The organism is Pseudomonas versuta (genome assembly GCF_001294575.1).
Lineage (GTDB): Bacteria > Pseudomonadota > Gammaproteobacteria > Pseudomonadales > Pseudomonadaceae > Aquipseudomonas > Aquipseudomonas versuta.
The window spans coordinates 4,903,560-4,921,504 of the sequence record NZ_CP012676.1 but is presented as its reverse complement, the minus strand read 5'-3'; the positions used below and the strand labels follow the sequence as shown (position 1 = coordinate 4,921,504).

The following is a 17,945-nucleotide window of genomic DNA, read 5'->3' as shown; positions in this document are numbered from 1 at the left end:
TCCTGTTAGTGGGCGACAGCGGCAGCGCCGTGTTCGTCGATCAGGGCGCCGTTGTGGAACCGGTCAATGGAAAACGGCGCAGCCAGCGGGTGCATTTCGCCTTTGGCAAGGCTTGCGGCAAACACGTTGCCCGAGCCCGGCGTGGCCTTGAACCCGCCCGTACCCCAACCGCAGTTGAAGAACAGGTTCGGTACCGGGGTCTTGGAGATGATCGGGCAGGCGTCCGGCGTGGTATCGACGATGCCGCCCCACTGGCGGTTCATGCGCACCCGGGACAACACCGGGAACATCTCGACAATGGCTTGAATGGTGTGCTCGATCACCGGGTACGAGCCGCGCTGGCCGTAGCCGTTATAGCCGTCAATACCGGCGCCGATCACCAAGTCGCCCTTGTCGGACTGGCTGATGTAACCGTGAACCGCGTTGGACATGATCACGCTGTCGATAATCGGTTTGATCGGCTCCGATACCAATGCCTGCAGCGGGTGCGATTCAATCGGCAGGCGGAACCCGGCCTGGCGCGCCATGTGCCCGGAGTTACCGGCCGTGACTACGCCCACACGCTTGGCGCCGATAAAACCTTTACTGGTTTCGACGCCAATGCACACGCCGTTTTCCTTACGAAAGCCGAGCACTTCGGTTTGCTGGATCAAGTCCACCCCCAGCGCATCGGCGGCCCGGGCAAAGCCCCAGGCCACGGCGTCATGCCGGGCCACGCCGCCACGCCGCTGGACAGTGGCGCCCATCACCGGGTAGCGGGTGTTTTTTGAACAGTCCAAGTACGGAATTTCGTCTGCCACCTGTTTCGCATTCAGCAACTCGCCGTCCACCCCGTTGAGGCGGTTGGCACTGACCCGGCGCTCCGAATCGCGAATGTCTTGCAGGGTGTGGCACAGGTTGTACACCCCGCGCTGGGAGAACATGACGTTGTAGTTCAGGTCCTGGGACAGGCCTTCCCACAGCTTCATTGCGTGCTCGTACAGATGCGCCGACTCGTCCCACAAATAGTTGGAACGCACGATGGTGGTGTTGCGCGCCGTGTTGCCGCCACCCAGCCAGCCCTTTTCCACCACCGCCACATTGGTGATGCCGTGTTCCTTGGCCAGATAGTAAGCGGTGGCCAGGCCGTGGCCGCCACCGCCGACAATGATCACGTCGTAGACCTTTTTCGGGGTCGGCGTGCGCCACATCTTCTGCCAGTTTTCATGGTGGCTGAGGGAGTGTTTGAAGAGGCCGAAGCCTGAATACCGTTGCATAGGGATTACTCCAAAACCGCGCTCAGCGATAAACCGGGAAGTCTTTGCACAGTGCCGTTACCTGGCGCGCCACATCAGCCTCGATATCGGCATCGCCGAGGTGATCGAGGATGTCGCAGATCCAGCCGGCCAGCTCCGTGCATTGCGCCACTTTGAAGCCGCGGGTGGTGACTGCCGGGGTGCCGATGCGCAGGCCCGAAGTCACGAAGGGTGATTGCGGATCGTTCGGCACCGCGTTTTTATTGACCGTGATATGAGCCCGGCCCAGGGCTGCATCAGCGTCTTTGCCGGTCAGGCCCTGGCGGATCAGGCTAAGCAAAAACAGGTGGTTGTCGGTGCCGCCCGAGACCACGTCATAACCGCGTTTGACAAACACCTCGGCCATTGCCCGGGCGTTGTCGATTACCTGTTTTTGATAGGTTTTAAAGCCGGGCTCCAGGGCTTCCTTGAAACACACGGCCTTGGCGGCTATCACATGCATCAACGGCCCGCCCTGGCCGCCGGGGAACACCGCCGAGTTAAATTTTTTCTCCAGCGCTTCATTGGCCTTGGCCAGAATCAGCCCGCCGCGCGGCCCGCGCAGGGTTTTGTGGGTGGTGGTGGTCACCACATCAGCGTAGGGCAGCGGGTTCGGGTACAAGCCCGCCGCCACCAGACCGGCCACGTGGGCCATGTCGACAAACAGGTATGCCCCGACCTTGTCGGCAATCTGCCGGAAACGCGGAAAATCGAGGAATTTGGAGTAAGCCGAGAACCCGGCAATGATCATCTTCGGCTGATGCTCGACGGCCAGACGCTCGACTTCGTCGTAGTCGATCAGCCCGGTGGCGGTGTCGATGCCGTATTGCACCGCGTTGTACAACTTGCCGGAAAAACTGACGCTGGCGCCGTGGGTCAAATGACCACCGTGGGCCAGGCTCATGCCCAGCACAGTGTCCCCGGCATTGAGCAACGCCAGGTACACCGCCGCGTTGGCCTGGCTGCCGGAGTGCGGTTGCACGTTGGCATAATCGGCACCGAACAGTTGTTTGGCGCGGTCGATGGCCAGCTGCTCGACTTTATCCACATGCTCGCAACCGCCGTAATAGCGTTTGCCGGGGTAGCCTTCGGCGTACTTGTTGGTCAGGCCGCTGCCCTGGGCTTGCATCACACGCCGGCTGGTGTAGTTCTCGGAGGCAATCAGTTCGATGTGATCTTCCTGACGCTGATCTTCGGCATTCATGGCCGCTAACAAGGCATCGTCGTAGCCCTGAATCTGATCCTGCTTGCTGAACATTGCGTTCTCCCAGCGCCAGCGCGCCTTTGGTCTCGGTTAGGGCTTGCCCTTTGAGCCAGATGGTAGAGCTGGCGCCCCCGGATCAAATGCCTATGGACGCCACACAAAGGTGCGTTTACGACATGGGACAAAAGCGCGTATCACTCATGCCCTGTGGGAGCCGGCTTGCCGGCGATGCGAGCCACTGGCGATACCTGGTCTGCCATCGCCGGCAAGCCGGCTCCCACAAGAAGTCTGTCGAGCATTCTGTGCACCCGCCGGATTCTTGGATAAAGTGCAGCACGATCTTCGACCATGGAACCGGGAAATGACTGACAAGAGCCAACAATTCGCCAGCGACAACTACTCCGGTATCTGTCCCGAAGTCTGGGCCGCCATGGAGCTGGCCAACCACGGCCACCAGCGCTCATATGGTGATGACGAATGGACCCTGCGGGCCGCCAACGATTTCCGCAAATTGTTCGAAACCGATTGCGAGGTGTACTTCGCCTTCAACGGCACCGCCGCCAACTCACTGGCCCTGTCGTCGTTGTGCCAGAGCTTCCACAGCGTGATCTGCTCCGAGACCGCCCACGTCGAAACCGACGAATGCGGTGCGCCGGAGTTCTTCTCCAACGGCTCGAAACTGCTGATTGCCCGCACTGAAAACGGCAAGATCACCCCCGAGTCGATCCGCGAAATCGCCCTCAAGCGCAAAGACATCCACTACCCCAAGCCGCGGGTCGTCACCATCACCCAGGCCACCGAAGTCGGCAGCGTGTACCGCCCGGAAGAAATCCGCGCCATCAACGCTACCTGCAAGGAGCTGGGCCTGCTGTTGCACATGGACGGCGCCCGTTTTTCCAATGCTTGCGCGTACCTGGGGTGCTCGCCTGCGGAGCTGAGCTGGAAAGCCGGGGTTGATGTGCTGTGCTTTGGCGGGACCAAAAACGGCATGGCGGTGGGCGAAGCGATTCTGTTCTTTGATCACGCCCTGGCCGTGGATTTTGACTATCGCTGCAAACAGGCCGGGCAACTGGCGTCGAAAATGCGTTTTCTGTCAGCACCCTGGGTCGGCTTGCTGGAAAACGACGCCTGGCTCAAACATTCCCGCCACGCCAACCACTGCGCACAATTGCTGAGCCAGCTGGTCAGTGACATTCCGGGGGTTGAGCTGATGTTTCCGGTGGAAGCCAACGGCGTGTTCCTGCAACTGTCGGAACCGGCTGTGGCAGCGCTGACAGCCAAGGGCTGGCGCTTTTACACCTTTATCGGCAAGGGCGGCGCACGCTTCATGTGCTCATGGGATACCGAAGAGGCGCGGGTGCGGGAACTGGCAGCGGATATCCGCGAAGTGATGGGTACAAATTAATGCAGGAGCGAGCTTGCTCGCGAGCTTCTAACAGCTCGCGAGCACGCCCGCTCCTACAGAAGATGATTGATTGTTACCAGACTCAGGATTGCCCGAGAGTCCGCTCAATCACTTCGACCGTGGCGCTGACTTGCTCTTGATAACGGTCGAGTTCCTGTTTGTGCTGCTGTTTGAGCTCAATCTGTTGCGAACACAGATTCAACGCGGCCAGCACCAACAACTTGTCCCCGATCAAGCTCGGGTACTTTCTTTTCGTATCGGCCAAGGCAGTGTTCAACATCACCGATGCGGACACCAGGGTTTGCAGCTCCCCTTCAGGTGCCTTGATCGAATAGTCGTTGCCCAGAATCGAGACGACTTTTATTCCGTCTCTGTCTTCGCTCATGCGCTGACAGTGCTCGCGCGTTCAACCAGTGCCTGGATACGGGCAGCTGTTGCACCTTGCTTCTCTTCCTGTTCCATCAGGCTCAGTTGCAGGCTTTCGTTGTCATCTTTGGCCTGGGCCAGTTCAACGTTCAGCGCAGCGTTGATGTCCAACAGCTCCTGCTTTTGTTGAACCAGATCGCTGACCAGTTGTTCCAGTTTACTAAGGGATGATTCCATCATGGTGGTGATCTCAAGCTGTTTTCAGAGGGCGCGTACGATAAAGAAAAGTCACCGGCTAAGCTAGCGGCAACCGGCCTTTAAGCCCCCTAAAGACTGTGGTTTGCGATCTTTGTTCCCGTCTTCCCTCAAACACCCCCCCTGCAGGAAGAGCCGCTCGACGCTCGATTGTCTCGCGAGCTGTGGTTTTTCAAGAAGCTCGCTCCTACAGGTATCAGAATTCAATCCGCACATCGCCCTTGGGTACGCTGCAGCACGACAAGATGTAGCCTTCTGCCACGTCTTCGTCGGTGATGCCGCCGTTGTGCTCCATCTCGACTTCGCCGCCCAGCTTCAACACCTTGCACGTGCCACAAATCCCCATGCCGCAGGCTTTGGGAATCAACAGCCCCAGCTTGGCTGCCGCGGCGTGTACGGTTTCGGCCGGGCCCACACGGATACTTTTGCCCGACGCGGTGAATTCCACCTGGTTGAGGTCCGCCAGATCCAGCTCCGGCGCATCTGCCGCCTGTTCGGCCTGCTCCACCGCATCGGCCCGGGCCTCGGGCGGGGTCGCGCCAAAAGACTCTTCGTGGTAACGGCTCATGTCAAAACCGTTGGCTTCCAGCAGCCGCTTGACCGCGCTCATGTAAGGCGTGGGGCCGCAACAGAACACCTCGCGCTCCATAAAGTCGGGTGCCATCAGTTCCAGCATCTTGTGATTCAAATAACCGCGATACCCGGCCCAGGGCTCGCCCAGGCCGTGCTTCTCGCAAATCAGGTGCAGGCTGAAATTGTCGATGCGCGAAGCCATGTGCTCCAGCTCGCGGTGATAAATGATGTCTTTGGGCGAACGGGCGCTGTGGATAAACACCATGTCGACGTTGGCATTGGTGTCGTAGAACCAGCGCGCCATCGACATCACCGGGGTAATGCCGACCCCGCCACTCAGATACAGCACCTTGGGGCTCGGGGCATCGATGGCGTTGAACAGCCCGACCGGACCGTGCACCGCCAGCTCCTGACCCTCACTCAAGGTGTCGTGCAGCCAGTTGGACACGCGCCCGCCCGGCACGCGCTTGATGGTCACCGAAAAGCTGTACGGCACCGAAGGCGAACTGGAAATGGTGTACGAGCGCATCACCGGATCGCCGTCGATTTCCAGCTCCAGGGTCACGAACTGCCCCGGCTTGAAAAAGAACAGGATCGGCTGGTCGGCCATAAAGCAGAAGGTGCGCACATCCCAGGTTTCCTGAATCACTTTGACGCATCGCACGATGTGTCGGCCGTTGGCCCAGGTCTGGGTGGTTACCGGATTCAGAAAGCTGTTGGACATGCGCTTCTCCACGGCCGACAACCGGCCTCTTGCTGGCGATTCTGCGCATGCCCCGGGGCGGCCATTTACCTATTCACGACATTCACATACTTATCGCGACCAGCCCCTTGAAACAGGGGCTGGCGCGTCGGGAACAGATTGGGCCATGTCGCCCGCAGATATGGCATCGGCACGCCCTGATCGCACACTCAGCGCCACTGATAGCGTTAATTGCTTTGCCTTGCGTCGCACCCCTGAGCAGCCACTTTCGGGCCACATACAATGGCCATGAGGATTACAACGATGGACATCACCGCAACCCTGAGCCTGGGCGATCCACTGGAACCCGCACGCAAGGCCACCGCCGAGATGTTGCAGAACCGCGAGCGTACTTTTTCGCTGCCGCAGCCGTTTTATAACGACGAGCGCCTGTTCGAAATCGACATGCAGGAGATCTTTCAGAAGGAGTGGCTGATTGCAGGCATGACCTGCGAGATCCCGACCAAGGGCAATTTTCTGACCCTGCAAGTGGGCAACAACCCGATCATCGTGATTCGCGGTGCCGAGGGTCAGGTCCATGCTTTTCATAACGTATGCCGTCATCGCGGCTCGCGGTTATGCACTTCCGAGAAGGGCAAGGTCGCCAAGCTGGTGTGCCATTACCACCAGTGGACCTATGAACTCGATGGCCGCCTGCTGTTTGCCGGCACCGAGATGGGCGCCGAATTTGACATGAAGCAATACGGGCTCAAGCCGGTGAACGTGAAAACCGCAGGGGGCTACATCTTTATCAGCCTGGCCGAGAACCCACCCGCAATCGACGAGTTCCTGGCCACGCTGAACCACTACATGGAACCCTACGACATGGAAAACACCAAGGTGGCGATTCATACCACCCTGGTGGAAAAGGCCAACTGGAAACTGGTGCTGGAAAACAACCGCGAGTGCTACCACTGCAACGCATCGCACCCCGAGTTGCTCAAGACCCTGCTGGAATGGGACGACGTCACCGACCCCCGGGCCGACCAGGCATTCAAGGATCACGTGGCAGCCTCGGCAGCGGCCTGGGATGCGGAAAAAATCCCCTACGCCCACGCCAGCTTCGGCCTGCGCAACCGCATCGTGCGCATGCCGCTGCTCAAGGGCACCGTGTCGATGACCCTGGATGGCAAACAGGGCTGTGCAAAACTCATGGGCCGGATTAAAAACCCGGACCTGGGCTCGATGCGCATCCTGCACCTGCCGCACTCATGGAACCACTGCATGGGCGACCACATCATCGTCTTTACCGTATGGCCGCTCAGCGCCCAGGAAACCATGGTTACCACCAAATGGCTGGTGCACAAGGATGCAGTGGAAGGCGTGGACTATGACGTGGAGCGCATGCGTAACGTATGGGACGCCACCAACAATCAGGACCGGCGCCTGGCTGAAGAGAACCAGCGCGGCATCAACTCCGTGGCCTACCAGCCGGGGCCGTACTCGCAAACCTACGAGTTTGGCGTGGTCAACTTCGTCGACTGGTACAGCGAGCGCTTGCTGAGCAACCTGGGCGCGGCGCCGGCGCCGTACCTCAAAGGCGTGGTCGCCCAATAACCGCCCGACCAAACCTGTAGGAGCGAGCTGTTCAAGCGAACGATTGAAATCTCGCGAGGCAAGCTCGCTCCTGCAGGCTATTTTTTAACCAACAGGCTACACCCCATACAATCAAAGGCCCGCAGCCCTTCACCAACATCTTATCCACAGTCACACCCACAGTAATTGTGGGGAAGTGGCTAAGTTATCCCGAAAACGGTGATTGGTTGTTTTTTGTACAAAACCTTACAGGCCACGGGATACATGGGCTGCAAGCAACCGCAAACACCTTATCCACATATCCGCCAACAGAGATTGTGCGCAACTTATGCACCGCACGCCTTTTCTGTGGAAAACCCTTTAAGGGCCCGATTTTTAAAGGGTTTGACCGCTCAGCAGTGGATAACTACAGCAATTGGTTGTTTTTTGATCAGAAGCCTGAAAGCCTTGATCCATATAGCGCTTAGCCGACAGCAAACAACTTATCCACATAAGCGCTAACAGACTTTGTGGGCAACTCAGCGCACCACGCCTTCTTCGATTAATAACTTCAAAATCGCCTGTGCACACTCTTCGCTGCTCTTGCCTTTGAGTATTTGTCCTCCACCACCCGCTGCCTTGGCTGTCGCCGCTTTCATACGGTCGGCGCCGCTTTTGGCCCTGATCACTTTGAGACGCTTTGGCCGCGGCCTGGCAGGCTGGAAAACACCGACTGTGGATAACTCGTCGACAATCACCTCAACCACTTCGGCATCGACCACACCACGGGTAGCCGGGCCATACGCGCTTTGTCGGGCCTTGGGGGCGGCGTTATCCACAGTGGCCATAAACGGCAGGCGCACCTTGAGCCGGCGCCGCTGGCCGCGGGGCAACGCCTGCAACACCAGGGCAACACCGTTGTGGATAGATTCGATCTGGGCCACCCCCACCAGCAACGGCCAGCCCAGTTGCTCTGCGAGCAGATACGGCAGCATGCCCGAGCCTTCACCGGTTTCAGCCTGACTGCCCGTCAGTACCACCTGCACCCCGGCTTCCCGAATGTAGTCGCGCAATACCGGCAGCGCATCGTCGCCGTCCGCCTGTTCCAGCACGTGAAGTTCGTCCAGGCCCATGCCCAGATACGCACGCAGCGCCAGTTCGTGGGGGTTACCTGCGTGCAGAACATGCAGGTTATCCCCAGCCAGCTGGAGGCCGAGCTCGACAGCCCGGGCATCCTGTTCAGCGCGCCGGGCCCGGCCGGAAGCCGGGTGGGCACCGATTGAAACCAGAGCAACGGTGGCAATGGTCATAAGCGAATCTCCAAAACTGTAAACAGTCTGTAGGAGCGAGCTTGCCTCGCGATCTGTTTAAAAGCTCGCGAGACAAGCTCGCTCCTACAGGGGGTTTAGGTCAATCAGGCGGCATCGCGTCTGGCGCCCTGGCGCCAGTTATCCACAGCGGCGGTCAGTGCTTCGAGAATCGCACCACCCTCGCCGATCACAGAAAGGTCAGCGCGTTTGATCATGTCGCAGCCCGGATCAAGATTGATCGCCACCACCTTGTCGCATGCGCCGATCCCTTGCAGGTGCTGGATTGCACCGCTAATGCCGACCGCCACGTACACCCGGGCCGTGACCCAGGTGCCGCTGGCCCCGACCTGACGCTCCCGGCCCATAAAGCCGTCGTCCACCGCCACCCTTGATGCACCTTCGGTGGCGCCCAGCGCCGCCGCCGCCCTGTGGAATAGTCCCCAGTCCTTAACCCCGTTACCGCCGCTGAGGATAAATTCCGCTTCGGCCATAGGAATCGCTGCCGGATCGACCTCAACTGCACCCAGGTCTTCGATACGGGCCAAGCAACGCGGCGCGTCTGTGGATAACTGCACCGCCAATGCTTCATGCCGGGTTTCGCTGACCGGCTCGGCGCACTCGGCAGCCGCCAGGATCAACCTTGGTAACGGCTGCGCCAGATCCTGCAGACCGGCCCCGGCGCGTCCCAAACAGGCTCCGTCCTTGATCTGCCACACCCGCGTGGCCGGGCGCTGGCCCAGGCTCGCAGCAAAGCGGCGGCCCAACTCTGCGCCGCCATTGCGGCTGTCGGGCAGCAACCAGTGTTTGGGGGCGAACTGGTTATCCACAGCCCGTAAATCGTAAACCCGTTGCTCCGGTGCATAACCTTCGCTATCGAGTAACAACAAACGATCCACCCCTGCCCTGGCAAAGGCCGTTTCTTTGCACTCGCCAAACACCACTGCCAGCACCGCGCCGTCGCTGCCCGCCAACTGCCGGGCCAGGCCCAGCAAGTCGCGGTCATGACTGCCGAGACGGCCACCGACCATGTCCGGCACCACGCAGATATAAAACGCTGGCGCCGGCACCTGATGCAGGGGTAATTGCACTTCAACACTGGCCACGCGTTTGGTCGTACCGCCCTGCTGCGCGCCACTGCGGTCAATTCGCTTGATACCGTTGGGGCCGATAAACCCGTGGCCATGCACATTCTTGCGCAGCACGCCGTTTGGCCCCATCCAGCGGGTTTGTAGCGGTTGCGTGGCGACGTGCAGAGGATGCAGGCGATTGCGGGCAATCCACTCGGCACGCGGGTCGCGGCGAATAATGTCACTCATGCAATTACCTCCGGGGCTGCCCGTCTGGCCGCTTTGGCGGGCACTATATGTTCGATCAAGGCCTCAGCCACCAGTTCGGCAATATCCTTGATCTGTGGACGCGGCTCGACTACGCCTTCGAGCATCGCCGTGCATTGCGGGCAACCTACAGCCACGCGCTCGGCGCCCGTCTCGCGGATATCGTCCATGCGCATGTCGGGAATCCGCTGCTTGCCGGGAATGTCAGTAATCGGCGCACCGCCGCCACCGCCACAGCAGCGCGAGCGAAAGCCCGAGCGCTGCATCTCTTTGACCTCAATCCCCAGGGCGCGCAATACCGCGCGGGGTGCCTCGTATTCACCGTTGTAGCGGCCCAGATAACAGGGGTCGTGATAGGTCACGCTGCCGCCCGTATCCGCCTTCAAGGCAAGCGTGCCGAGACTGATCAGCTCGGCCATGTAAGTGCTGTGATGCTGCACCCGGTACTCACCGCCAAAGGCGCCATATTCGTTTTGCAAAACATGAAAACTGTGGGGGTCGCAGGTCACGATGCGATTGAAGCGGTATTGTCCCAGGGTCTGGATATTGCGCCTGGCCAATGCCTGAAAGGTCGCTTCGTCACCAAGGCGCCGGGCCACGTCACCGCTGTCACGCTCTTCGAGGCCCAGGACCGCAAAGTCGACGCCACCCGCTTTCAGCACTTTGACGAATGAGCGCAGGGTGCGCTGGTTGCGCATGTCGAAGGCGCCATCGCCAACCCAGAACAGCACGTCCACAGAAGGTTTATCGCGCATCAGATCAAGATTCAGATCTGCGGCCCAGTTCATCCGCCCGCCCGGGGCAAAACCGCCGGGGTTGTCGGTGGCGATCAGGTTGTCCAGCACCTGGGCCCCGTTGTTCGGCGTTGCACCTTTTTCCAGGGTCAGGAAGCGGCGCATATCGACGATGGCGTCCACGTGCTCAATCATCATCGGACACTCTTCAACACAGGCACGGCAGGTGGTGCAGGACCACAGGGTGTCCGCATCCACCAGGCCGTTAACGATCGGTTGATGCGGATTGCCAGCATGCTCGCCAATGGGCTTGCCCGGGTACGGGCTGCCGGCAAAGTGCGCATCGGTGCCGCCCGCGAGCCCCACCACCATGTCCTGAATCAGCTTTTTCGGGTTCAACGGCTGGCCCGCAGCGTAGGCCGGACACGCCGCTTCGCACTTGCCGCATTGCACGCAGGCGTCAAAACCCAGCAATTGGTTCCAGGTGAAATCCTTGGGTTTTTCCACCCCCAGTGGCGCACTGTGGTCTTCCAGATCCAAGGGTTTCAAGCCGGTGGACCGACCACCGCCAAAGCGCTCGGCGCGCCGATGCCAGGCCAGGTGCAAAGCCCCGGCGAAGGCGTGTTTCATCGGCCCGCCCCAGGTCATGCCAAAAAACAGTTCCGCCACACCCCACACTACTCCCGCCCCCAGCAGCACTGCCAGCAACCAGCCGCCAAAGTCCTGGGGCAGCACACCGGCGACCGGCAGGGTGAGGATAAAAAAGCTCAGCGAGAATGCCAGCAGGCTTTTCGGCAGGCGCATCCACGGGCCTTTGGACAGGCGGGCCGGTGGGTTGAGGCGACGTTTGAACACGAAGAGCGCGCCCACAAACATCAGCGCCGTGGCAACCAGCAGGGCGTAGCCGAGGATGCGGTTATGCAGCCCCAGGCCATGCACCAGAATCGCCAGCAACGCCGCCAGTACAAAGCCCCCGGCGGTGGCAACGTGGGTATTGGCCATGTATTTATCGCGGGCCACTACGTGGTGCAGGTCGACCATGTAGCGCCGGGGCATGGCCAGCAGGCCGCCGAGCAGATCGACCCTGGCCGGGCGGCCACGACGCCACATATGCATCCGCCGCACGGCGCCGATGACGGCCAGCCCCAGAGCTGCGAATAACAATACAGGGAGAACAATATTGAGCATGGTGAAGCTCCCGAAGACCTCAGGGGTTGCGCAAATCCTGTGGGAGCCGGCTTGCCGGCGATGAGGCATATGCAATGGCTGAAAACATCGCTGGCAAGCCAGCTCCCACAGAGTTATTCACACGTGCTTAGAAATCCTTGCACAACCTGAGTGCGTCATAGATCGCGGCATGCACGTTGCGTTGCGCCACGCAGTCGCCGATGCGGAACAGCAGATACCCGTCCCCCGCTTCGCTCAGACACGGCTGCGGTTTGATCGCGAACAGCGCTTCAACGTCAATCTGGCCCTTGTTGCGCGAGTCCGGTTTGAGCGCGTAATACAGCTCTTCATCCGGGCGCACGCCATTCTCGATCACCACCTGGTCGACCACGCGCTCTTCCCGGGCGCCGGTGTATTCGTTCTCCAGCACGGCAATCAGCTTGTCGCCTTCGCGGTACACCTTCTCCAGCATCATGTCCCCGGTCATGATCACTTCCTTGGGGTACAGGCTGCGGTAGTAGGTCGGGAATGAAGTCCCGCCAATCGCCACGCCGGGCTTGGTGTCGTCGGTCACGATCTCGACCTGCGCCCCTTTGTCGGCCATGAAATCGGCGACGGACATACCGGTGAATTCGCAAATGGTGTCGTACACCAGCACGTTCTTGCCCGGTTCAACCTTGCCGTCGAGCACGTCCCAGCTGCTGACCACCAGCCCTTCGGCGGCGCCCCAGTGTTCGTTCTGCTCCACGAACGGATGCCCGCCCACGGCCAGCACCACGATGTCGGGGCGCAGGTCGAGAATGGTGGCCGGATCTGCCGCAGTGCCCAGACGCAGATCAACGTTCAGGCGCGCCAATTCCAGCTGGAACCAGCGGGTAATACCGGCCATCTGGTCGCGCTGCGGGGCTTTGGAGGCGGTGGTGATTTGCCCGCCAATAACGTCCTTTTTCTCGAACAGGGTCACGTCGTGCCCCCGTTCAGCCGCTACCCGCGCGGCCTCCATACCGGCAGGTCCGGCGCCGACGATCACTACTTTGCGTTTGATCCCGGTGGTTTTCTGGATGATGTGCGGCACGCCCATGTATTCGCGGGAGGTGGCGGCGTTCTGGATACACAGCACGTCCAGCCCCTGGTATTGACGGTCGATACAGTAGTTAGCGCCCACGCATTGTTTGATCTGGTCGATCTGGCCCATTTTGATTTTGGCAATCAGGTGCGGGTCGGCGATATGGGCACGGGTCATGCCCACCATGTCCACATAGCCGCCTTCCAGAATCCGCGTGGCCTGGTTCGGGTCCTTGATGTTTTGCGCGTGCAACACCGGCGCTTTGACCACTTCCTTGATCCCGGCGGCCAGGTGCAAAAACGGCTCCGGTGGGTAACTCATGTTGGGGATCACGTTGGCGAGGGTGTTATGGGTGTCGCAGCCCGAGCCAACCACGCCGATAAAATCGAGCATGCCGGTGTCGTCGTAGTACTTGGCGATTTGTTTCATGTCCTCGTGGCTCAAGCCATCGGGGTGAAATTCGTCACCGCACAGGCGAATGCCGACGCAGAAATCCGGGCCGACTTCGGCACGCACGGCCTTGAGTACTTCAAGGCCGAAGCGCATGCGATTTTCAAAACTGCCACCCCATTCATCGGTGCGTTTGTTGACTCGCGGGCTCCAGAACTGATCGATCATGTGCTGGTGCACCGCCGACAGTTCGACCCCGTCCAGCCCGCCTTTTTTGGCACGCCCTGCCGCACTGGCGTAATTGCCGATCACGCGCCAGATTTCTTCGGGCTCGATGGTTTTGCAGGTGGCACGGTGCACCGGTTCACGCACCCCGGATGGCGACATCAGGGTCGGCCAGTTGAAGCCGTCCCAGCGGGAGCGGCGGCCCATGTGGGTTATCTGGATCATGATCTTGGCGCCGTGCTTGTGCATGGCATCGGCCAGGTTCTGGAAGTGCGGGATGATGCGGTCGGTACTCAGGTTGACCGAACTCCACCACTCTTGCGGACTGTCGATCGCCACCACTGACGAACCACCGCAAATCGCCAGGCCGATACCGCCCTTGGCTTTTTCTTCGTAGTACTGCACGTAGCGCTCAGTGGTCATGCCGCCATCGGTGGCATACACCTCGGCGTGGGCCGTGCTGAGCACGCGGTTGCGGATGGTCAGTTTGCCGATTTGAATCGGCTCAAACATTGCTTCGAACGCCATATCCCGATCCTCGACTTACAACGGCTTGACGATAAACAGGCCGTGGTCGTGGCCTTCTTCCGATCCGCTATAAACCTGCTCGGCCCTGGTGCGAATGTGGCTGCCACGAGCCTGCAGGATCTGATCCATGGCCCCGGCAAACCAGCCGGTGAACATGTAATCGACCTTGCGCCCGACCTTGCCGTACACGTAGACGAAACAGGAGTGCTCGAGCTTGATGGTGGCGGTGCCTTTATCGAGATCGATGTCCTGGATTGTGAACAGGCCCCAGCCACGCTGCGACAGACGCTTCATGTAATGTTCGAACACCGCAACACCTTCCAGGCCGTGGCACTCGGCTTCTTTTTCGCACCAGTGCCAGGCGGACTTGTAGCCGGCCTTGTAGAGAATTTCGGCGTAGGCGTCGGCGCCCAGCACTTCCTCGATGCCCATATGGTTATTGACGAAAAAATGCCGCGGCACATACAACATGGGCAGGGCATCGGAGGTCCAGACACCGGTTTCGCTGTCGACTTCGATAGGCAATTGCGGGGCGATTTTAGCCATGGAAAAACTCCAAAAATTGAACAAATCTATGTAGACGCTGGCGCTGGCTGCGAAGGGTTGCGAAGCAGCCCGTTTTTCAAGAGGTCCTCATCGCAGCCTTCGGCAGCGACTACGAGGAGCTGTACGGCTATTCGCCCCAGACATCCTTGAGCACGTTGACCCAGTTTTCGCCCATGATTTTGCGCACCACGCGCTCGGGGTGGCCGCGCTTGAGCAGGGTTTCGGTGAGGTTGGGAAACTCCCCCACCGTGCGGATGCCCAGCGGGTTGATGATCTTGCCGAAGCTGGTCAGACGCCGGGCGTAGCCCTTGTCGTGGGTCAGCATTTCGAAGAATTCCTGACCATGGCCCTGGGTGAAGTCGGTGCCGATACCGATCGCATCTTCGCCGACGATATTCATCGTGTACTCGATGGCTTCGGCATAATCGTCAATGGTCGAGTCGATGCCCTTGGCCAGAAATGGCGCGAACATGGTCACCCCGACAAAGCCGCCATGGTCGGCAATGAATTTAAGTTCAGCGTCGGATTTGTTGCGCGGATGCTCTTTGAGGCCGGACGGCAGACAGTGCGAATAGCAGACCGGTTTTTTCGATTCGAGGATCACCTCTTCCGAAGTTTTTGAACCCACGTGGGACAGGTCGCACATGATCCCGACGCGGTTCATTTCAGCCACGACTTCGCGACCAAAGCCCGACAGGCCGCCATCGCGCTCGTAGCAGCCGGTGCCCACCAGGTTTTGCGTGTTGTAGCACATCTGCACCACGCCAACCCCGAGCTGTTTGAAGATCTCGATGTAGCCCAACTGGTCTTCAAAGGCGTGGGCATTCTGGAAGCCGAAGATGATTCCGGTTTTGCCCAGCGCCTTGGCCCGACGAATATCGGCGGTGGTTTTAACCGGGATAACCAGGTCGCTGTTTTCGCGAATAAGGGCCTGGCTGGCCACAATATTATTGATCGTGGCTTGAAAGCCCTCCCACACCGACACCGTGCAGTTGGCTGCCGTGAGGCCGCCCTTGCGCATGTCTTCAAACAGTTCACGGCTCCATTTGGCAATGATCAGCCCGTCGATAACGATGCTGTCTGCGTGCAACTCGGCTGGGCTCATCAGGCGTCCCCTTATGTACGCCGAATCGACTGCCGGCGCTTTGGGGCCAGCATAGGCTCGGGGTCAAAAACAGCCGGGTGCAAAAGCGACAGCGCAATTGCCGAAAGCGTCAATGCGCGACAAAGCACCCGGCGCCAATCTCACCACCTGTGCTGCGCGGCTGTTCTTTGGCCCCCGCTTGAGCCAGAATCCATCCCAACTATGGATTAGGAAGCCGCAATGAAATCGATTCTCCTGGCCTTGGCGTTGATCACAAGCGGTGCATATGCAGCCGATGATGCCGACTACAACCCGTGCGATGCGGTGGAAAACGACCAGCAAACCCTGGCGTGTTCGGCGTACAGCAAAAATGCTGCCGAGCTGTTGCTGACCGAGAACTACGAAGCCCTGCAAGCGCGAATGACCTCGATGTACGGCTCAAACGCGACTCAGCTCAATAACATCATCAGCAAGATCAAGACCGCTCAGGCACTGTGGTTGCACCAGCGTGACGCCGATTGCGCGATTGTGGTATTTCCGGCCACCTCCGGCACCGAAACCTTCAATATTGCCCAAAACGACTGCATGGCGCGCATGAGCGATGACCGTTCGGAGTTTCTGGAATCGATCGGGCAGGAATAACCACCCTGCTATCAATCAACCTGTGGGAGCTGGCTTGCCAGCGATTCAGGCGCGGTGCCCTATAAGGGGTAAACCGGCTGATGCCATCGCCGGCAAGCCGGCTCCCACAGGTCAGGTGCTTTACTTAAATCCAGGGTTTTTATGACTATTTGCGGTATCGATATCAAAGGCAGCGAAGCCATCTTCGCCCTTGCCACCCAGGGCCCCGACGGCCTTCAACATCTGGCCATTGCGAGCAAAAAAATCGCCCTCGACGACGACGAAAATGCCCTCAACGTCAAAGCCTTCGCCGCGCAGCTCGCAGCCTTTGTAAAGGCCAATGGCATCACTCGCATCGTAATCAAGAAGCGCAGCAAAAAAGGCGAGTTTGCGGGCGGGCCGACCACCTTCAAATCGAAGGCATCATCCAGTTGCTGGACGATTGCGAGGTGCAATTGCTGTCACCGCAAACCCTCAACGCGCAATTCAAAAAACACGCCTTCGAACTGCCCGCTTCATTGAACAAATATCAGCATGATGCCTACAAGGCTGCGTGCGCGGCATTGCTCAAGGGTTAACCGACCCGGTCCTGTCGTGGCGCGCAGGCAAAACGCGCCCGATAGCTGCGGGTGAAATACGACGGTGATTCAAAGCCGCAGGCCAGGCTGACATCCAGCACGCTCATGTCGGTCTGGCGCAGCAATTGCCGGGCTTTCTCCAGACGCAGCCCAAGGTAAAAATTGCGCGGTGTGTCGTTCAGATGCAGGCGGAACAGGCGCTCCAGTTGGCGCCGGGTGACGCTGATGCTCAGTGCCAGTTGCGACGTGCTCAGGGGCGGCTCGCTGTGTTGTTCCATCTCGCCAATGACCTGCACCAGCTTCTTGTTGCGGATGCCGTAGCGCGTGGCAACTTGCATGCGCTGGTGATCCTTGCGCGGGCGGATGCGCCCGAGCACGAACTGTTCCGAGACCTGAATCGCCAGCTCCGGCCCGTGCGCCTGGGCAATCAGATCGAGCATCATGTCGATGGACGCCGTGCCACCTGCGCAGGTAATCCGCCGGCGGTCGATTTCGAACAGTTCCTGGGTAACCTGCAACTGCGGCCACGATTCCTTGAACGCCTCCAGCGCTTCCCAGTGCAGGGTCAGTCGATAGCCGTCGAGCAAGCCCGCCTCGGCCAGCACAAAACTGCCAGTGTCGATGCCGCCCAGACTCACCCCTTCGCCGTCCAGACGCCGCAGCCAGTGAATGAGCGCAGGCGTGACATGGGCCAGCGGCTCAAAGCCGGCCACCACCAGCAGCGTCGCCCCGGCCTTGAGCCCCTCCAGTGCGGCCTCGGCATTGACCGACATGCCATTGCTCGCCTGCACCGCACCACCGTCGCTGCTCAGCACGTGCCAGCGATAAAGCTCGCCACGAAAACGGTTGGCCACCCGCAGCGGCTCAATGGCAGAGATAAACCCCAATGATGAAAAGCCGGGCAGCAATAGGAAGTAGAAATCCTGGGGCATGGAGGCACTCGTGCAGACAGTTCGAAAGATTGAAACACACTCAGGTCGCTGCAGTGCAAAAGCCCGTCGCTCCAGTGCGGTTAAGCCCTGCCCGAC

The 17,945-nt window shown here is 59.7% G+C and carries 15 protein-coding genes and 1 pseudogene; 4 read left to right on the top strand and 12 right to left on the bottom strand.

Translation table 11 applies throughout. From position 1 onward, the window contains the following. Positions 1-5 precede the first annotated feature (5 nt). Positions 6-1,256 carry a sarcosine oxidase subunit beta gene (locus AOC04_RS22085; protein ID WP_004419522.1) on the bottom strand — a complete coding sequence of 417 codons (1,251 nt, stop codon included), beginning with the start codon at positions 1,254-1,256 and terminating at the stop codon, positions 6-8. Positions 1,257-1,278: 22 nt separating this feature from the next. Next, positions 1,279-2,532, bottom strand: a complete 1,254-nt coding sequence (gene glyA, locus AOC04_RS22080) for a serine hydroxymethyltransferase (RefSeq protein ID WP_060696666.1) — start codon at positions 2,530-2,532, stop codon at positions 1,279-1,281. Between the two features lie 307 nt (positions 2,533-2,839). On the opposite strand from glyA, the gene AOC04_RS22075 reads away from it, so the two are divergent. Then, entirely contained in the window at positions 2,840-3,883 is a 1,044-nt protein-coding gene (locus tag AOC04_RS22075) for a threonine aldolase family protein (RefSeq protein WP_060696665.1), read from the top strand. An 82-nt stretch (positions 3,884-3,965) separates the two neighbouring features. Here the strand turns inward: AOC04_RS22075 and AOC04_RS22070 are convergent, their stop codons facing one another. The 3 genes from AOC04_RS22070 to gbcB form a co-directional block, all read right to left on the bottom strand. Next, complete coding sequence (locus tag AOC04_RS22070; RefSeq protein WP_060696664.1) at positions 3,966-4,268, bottom strand: cell division protein ZapA; 303 nt, start codon at positions 4,266-4,268, stop codon at positions 3,966-3,968. Further along, positions 4,265-4,489 carry a hypothetical protein gene (locus AOC04_RS22065; RefSeq protein WP_060696663.1) on the bottom strand — a complete coding sequence of 75 codons (225 nt, stop codon included), beginning with the start codon at positions 4,487-4,489 and terminating at the stop codon, positions 4,265-4,267. Before AOC04_RS22065 ends, AOC04_RS22070 begins: the two co-directional genes overlap by 4 nt. Before the next feature lie 211 nt (positions 4,490-4,700). After that, a complete protein-coding gene (gene gbcB / locus AOC04_RS22060) occupies positions 4,701-5,801 on the bottom strand; it encodes a glycine-betaine demethylase subunit GbcB (protein ID WP_004419536.1) in 1,101 nt (366 codons plus the stop codon). 282 nt (positions 5,802-6,083) lie between these two features. Here gbcB and gbcA point away from each other — a divergent pair, with 282 nt between their 5' ends. Next, entirely contained in the window at positions 6,084-7,376 is a 1,293-nt protein-coding gene (gbcA, locus tag AOC04_RS22055) for a glycine-betaine demethylase subunit GbcA (RefSeq protein WP_060696662.1), read from the top strand. A 497-nt stretch (positions 7,377-7,873) separates the two neighbouring features. Here the strand turns inward: gbcA and etfB are convergent, their stop codons facing one another. From etfB to AOC04_RS22025, 6 genes are all read right to left on the bottom strand, one after another. Beyond that, positions 7,874-8,644, bottom strand: a complete 771-nt coding sequence (etfB, locus tag AOC04_RS22050) for an electron transfer flavoprotein subunit beta (RefSeq protein WP_060696661.1) — start codon at positions 8,642-8,644, stop codon at positions 7,874-7,876. 104 nt (positions 8,645-8,748) lie between these two features. Then, a complete protein-coding gene (etfA, locus tag AOC04_RS22045; RefSeq protein ID WP_060696660.1) occupies positions 8,749-9,960 on the bottom strand; it encodes an electron transfer flavoprotein subunit alpha in 1,212 nt (403 codons plus the stop codon). Next, positions 9,957-11,900, bottom strand: a complete 1,944-nt coding sequence (gene dgcB / locus AOC04_RS22040) for a dimethylglycine demethylation protein DgcB (protein WP_060696659.1) — start codon at positions 11,898-11,900, stop codon at positions 9,957-9,959. The genes etfA and dgcB overlap by 4 nt, the downstream gene beginning before the upstream one ends. 127 nt (positions 11,901-12,027) lie before the next feature. Then, positions 12,028-14,088: a dimethylglycine demethylation protein DgcA gene (gene dgcA / locus AOC04_RS22035; RefSeq protein ID WP_060696658.1), complete on the bottom strand. Its 2,061-nt coding sequence runs from the start codon at positions 14,086-14,088 to the stop codon at positions 12,028-12,030. Between the two features lie 15 nt (positions 14,089-14,103). Next, positions 14,104-14,634, bottom strand: a complete 531-nt coding sequence (locus AOC04_RS22030; RefSeq protein WP_060696657.1) for a 4-vinyl reductase — start codon at positions 14,632-14,634, stop codon at positions 14,104-14,106. A 127-nt stretch (positions 14,635-14,761) separates the two neighbouring features. Beyond that, positions 14,762-15,739 (bottom strand): dipeptidase, encoded by a 978-nt coding sequence (locus AOC04_RS22025; protein ID WP_060696656.1) that lies wholly within the window; start codon positions 15,737-15,739, stop codon positions 14,762-14,764. Positions 15,740-15,958: 219 nt separating this feature from the next. On the opposite strand from AOC04_RS22025, the gene AOC04_RS22020 reads away from it, so the two are divergent. Beyond that, the gene (locus AOC04_RS22020; protein ID WP_060696655.1) at positions 15,959-16,360 is read left to right on the top strand and encodes a lysozyme inhibitor LprI family protein; all 402 of its coding nucleotides are present in this window, start codon (positions 15,959-15,961) and stop codon (positions 16,358-16,360) included. A 141-nt stretch (positions 16,361-16,501) separates the two neighbouring features. Next, positions 16,502-16,839: pseudogene (locus AOC04_RS22015) on the top strand (DUF3010 family protein); the annotation flags it as partial. A gap of 74 nt (positions 16,840-16,913) precedes the next feature. On the opposite strand, the gene AOC04_RS22010 reads toward AOC04_RS22015, so the two are convergent. Beyond that, positions 16,914-17,849, bottom strand: coding sequence for a GlxA family transcriptional regulator (locus AOC04_RS22010; RefSeq protein WP_060696654.1), 936 nt, complete (start codon positions 17,847-17,849; stop codon positions 16,914-16,916). Between the last annotated feature and the right edge of the window lie 96 nt (positions 17,850-17,945).

Coding starts and splice junctions, on each gene's coding strand:
- AOC04_RS22030 (WP_060696657.1), bottom strand. CDS start 14,634: ATGGCTAAAATCGCCCCGCAATTGCCTATCGAAGTCGACAGCGAAACC.
- glyA (WP_060696666.1), bottom strand. CDS start 2,532: ATGTTCAGCAAGCAGGATCAGATTCAGGGCTACGACGATGCCTTGTTA.
- gbcB (WP_004419536.1), bottom strand. CDS start 5,801: ATGTCCAACAGCTTTCTGAATCCGGTAACCACCCAGACCTGGGCCAAC.
- etfB (WP_060696661.1), bottom strand. CDS start 8,644: ATGACCATTGCCACCGTTGCTCTGGTTTCAATCGGTGCCCACCCGGCT.
- dgcA (WP_060696658.1), bottom strand. CDS start 14,088: ATGGCGTTCGAAGCAATGTTTGAGCCGATTCAAATCGGCAAACTGACC.
- gbcA (WP_060696662.1), top strand. CDS start 6,084: ATGGACATCACCGCAACCCTGAGCCTGGGCGATCCACTGGAACCCGCA.
- AOC04_RS22070 (WP_060696664.1), bottom strand. CDS start 4,268: ATGAGCGAAGACAGAGACGGAATAAAAGTCGTCTCGATTCTGGGCAAC.
- AOC04_RS22020 (WP_060696655.1), top strand. CDS start 15,959: ATGAAATCGATTCTCCTGGCCTTGGCGTTGATCACAAGCGGTGCATAT.
- AOC04_RS22065 (WP_060696663.1), bottom strand. CDS start 4,489: ATGATGGAATCATCCCTTAGTAAACTGGAACAACTGGTCAGCGATCTG.
- AOC04_RS22085 (WP_004419522.1), bottom strand. CDS start 1,256: ATGCAACGGTATTCAGGCTTCGGCCTCTTCAAACACTCCCTCAGCCAC.
- AOC04_RS22025 (WP_060696656.1), bottom strand. CDS start 15,739: ATGAGCCCAGCCGAGTTGCACGCAGACAGCATCGTTATCGACGGGCTG.
- AOC04_RS22075 (WP_060696665.1), top strand. CDS start 2,840: ATGACTGACAAGAGCCAACAATTCGCCAGCGACAACTACTCCGGTATC.
- AOC04_RS22010 (WP_060696654.1), bottom strand. CDS start 17,849: ATGCCCCAGGATTTCTACTTCCTATTGCTGCCCGGCTTTTCATCATTG.
- etfA (WP_060696660.1), bottom strand. CDS start 9,960: ATGAGTGACATTATTCGCCGCGACCCGCGTGCCGAGTGGATTGCCCGC.
- dgcB (WP_060696659.1), bottom strand. CDS start 11,900: ATGCTCAATATTGTTCTCCCTGTATTGTTATTCGCAGCTCTGGGGCTG.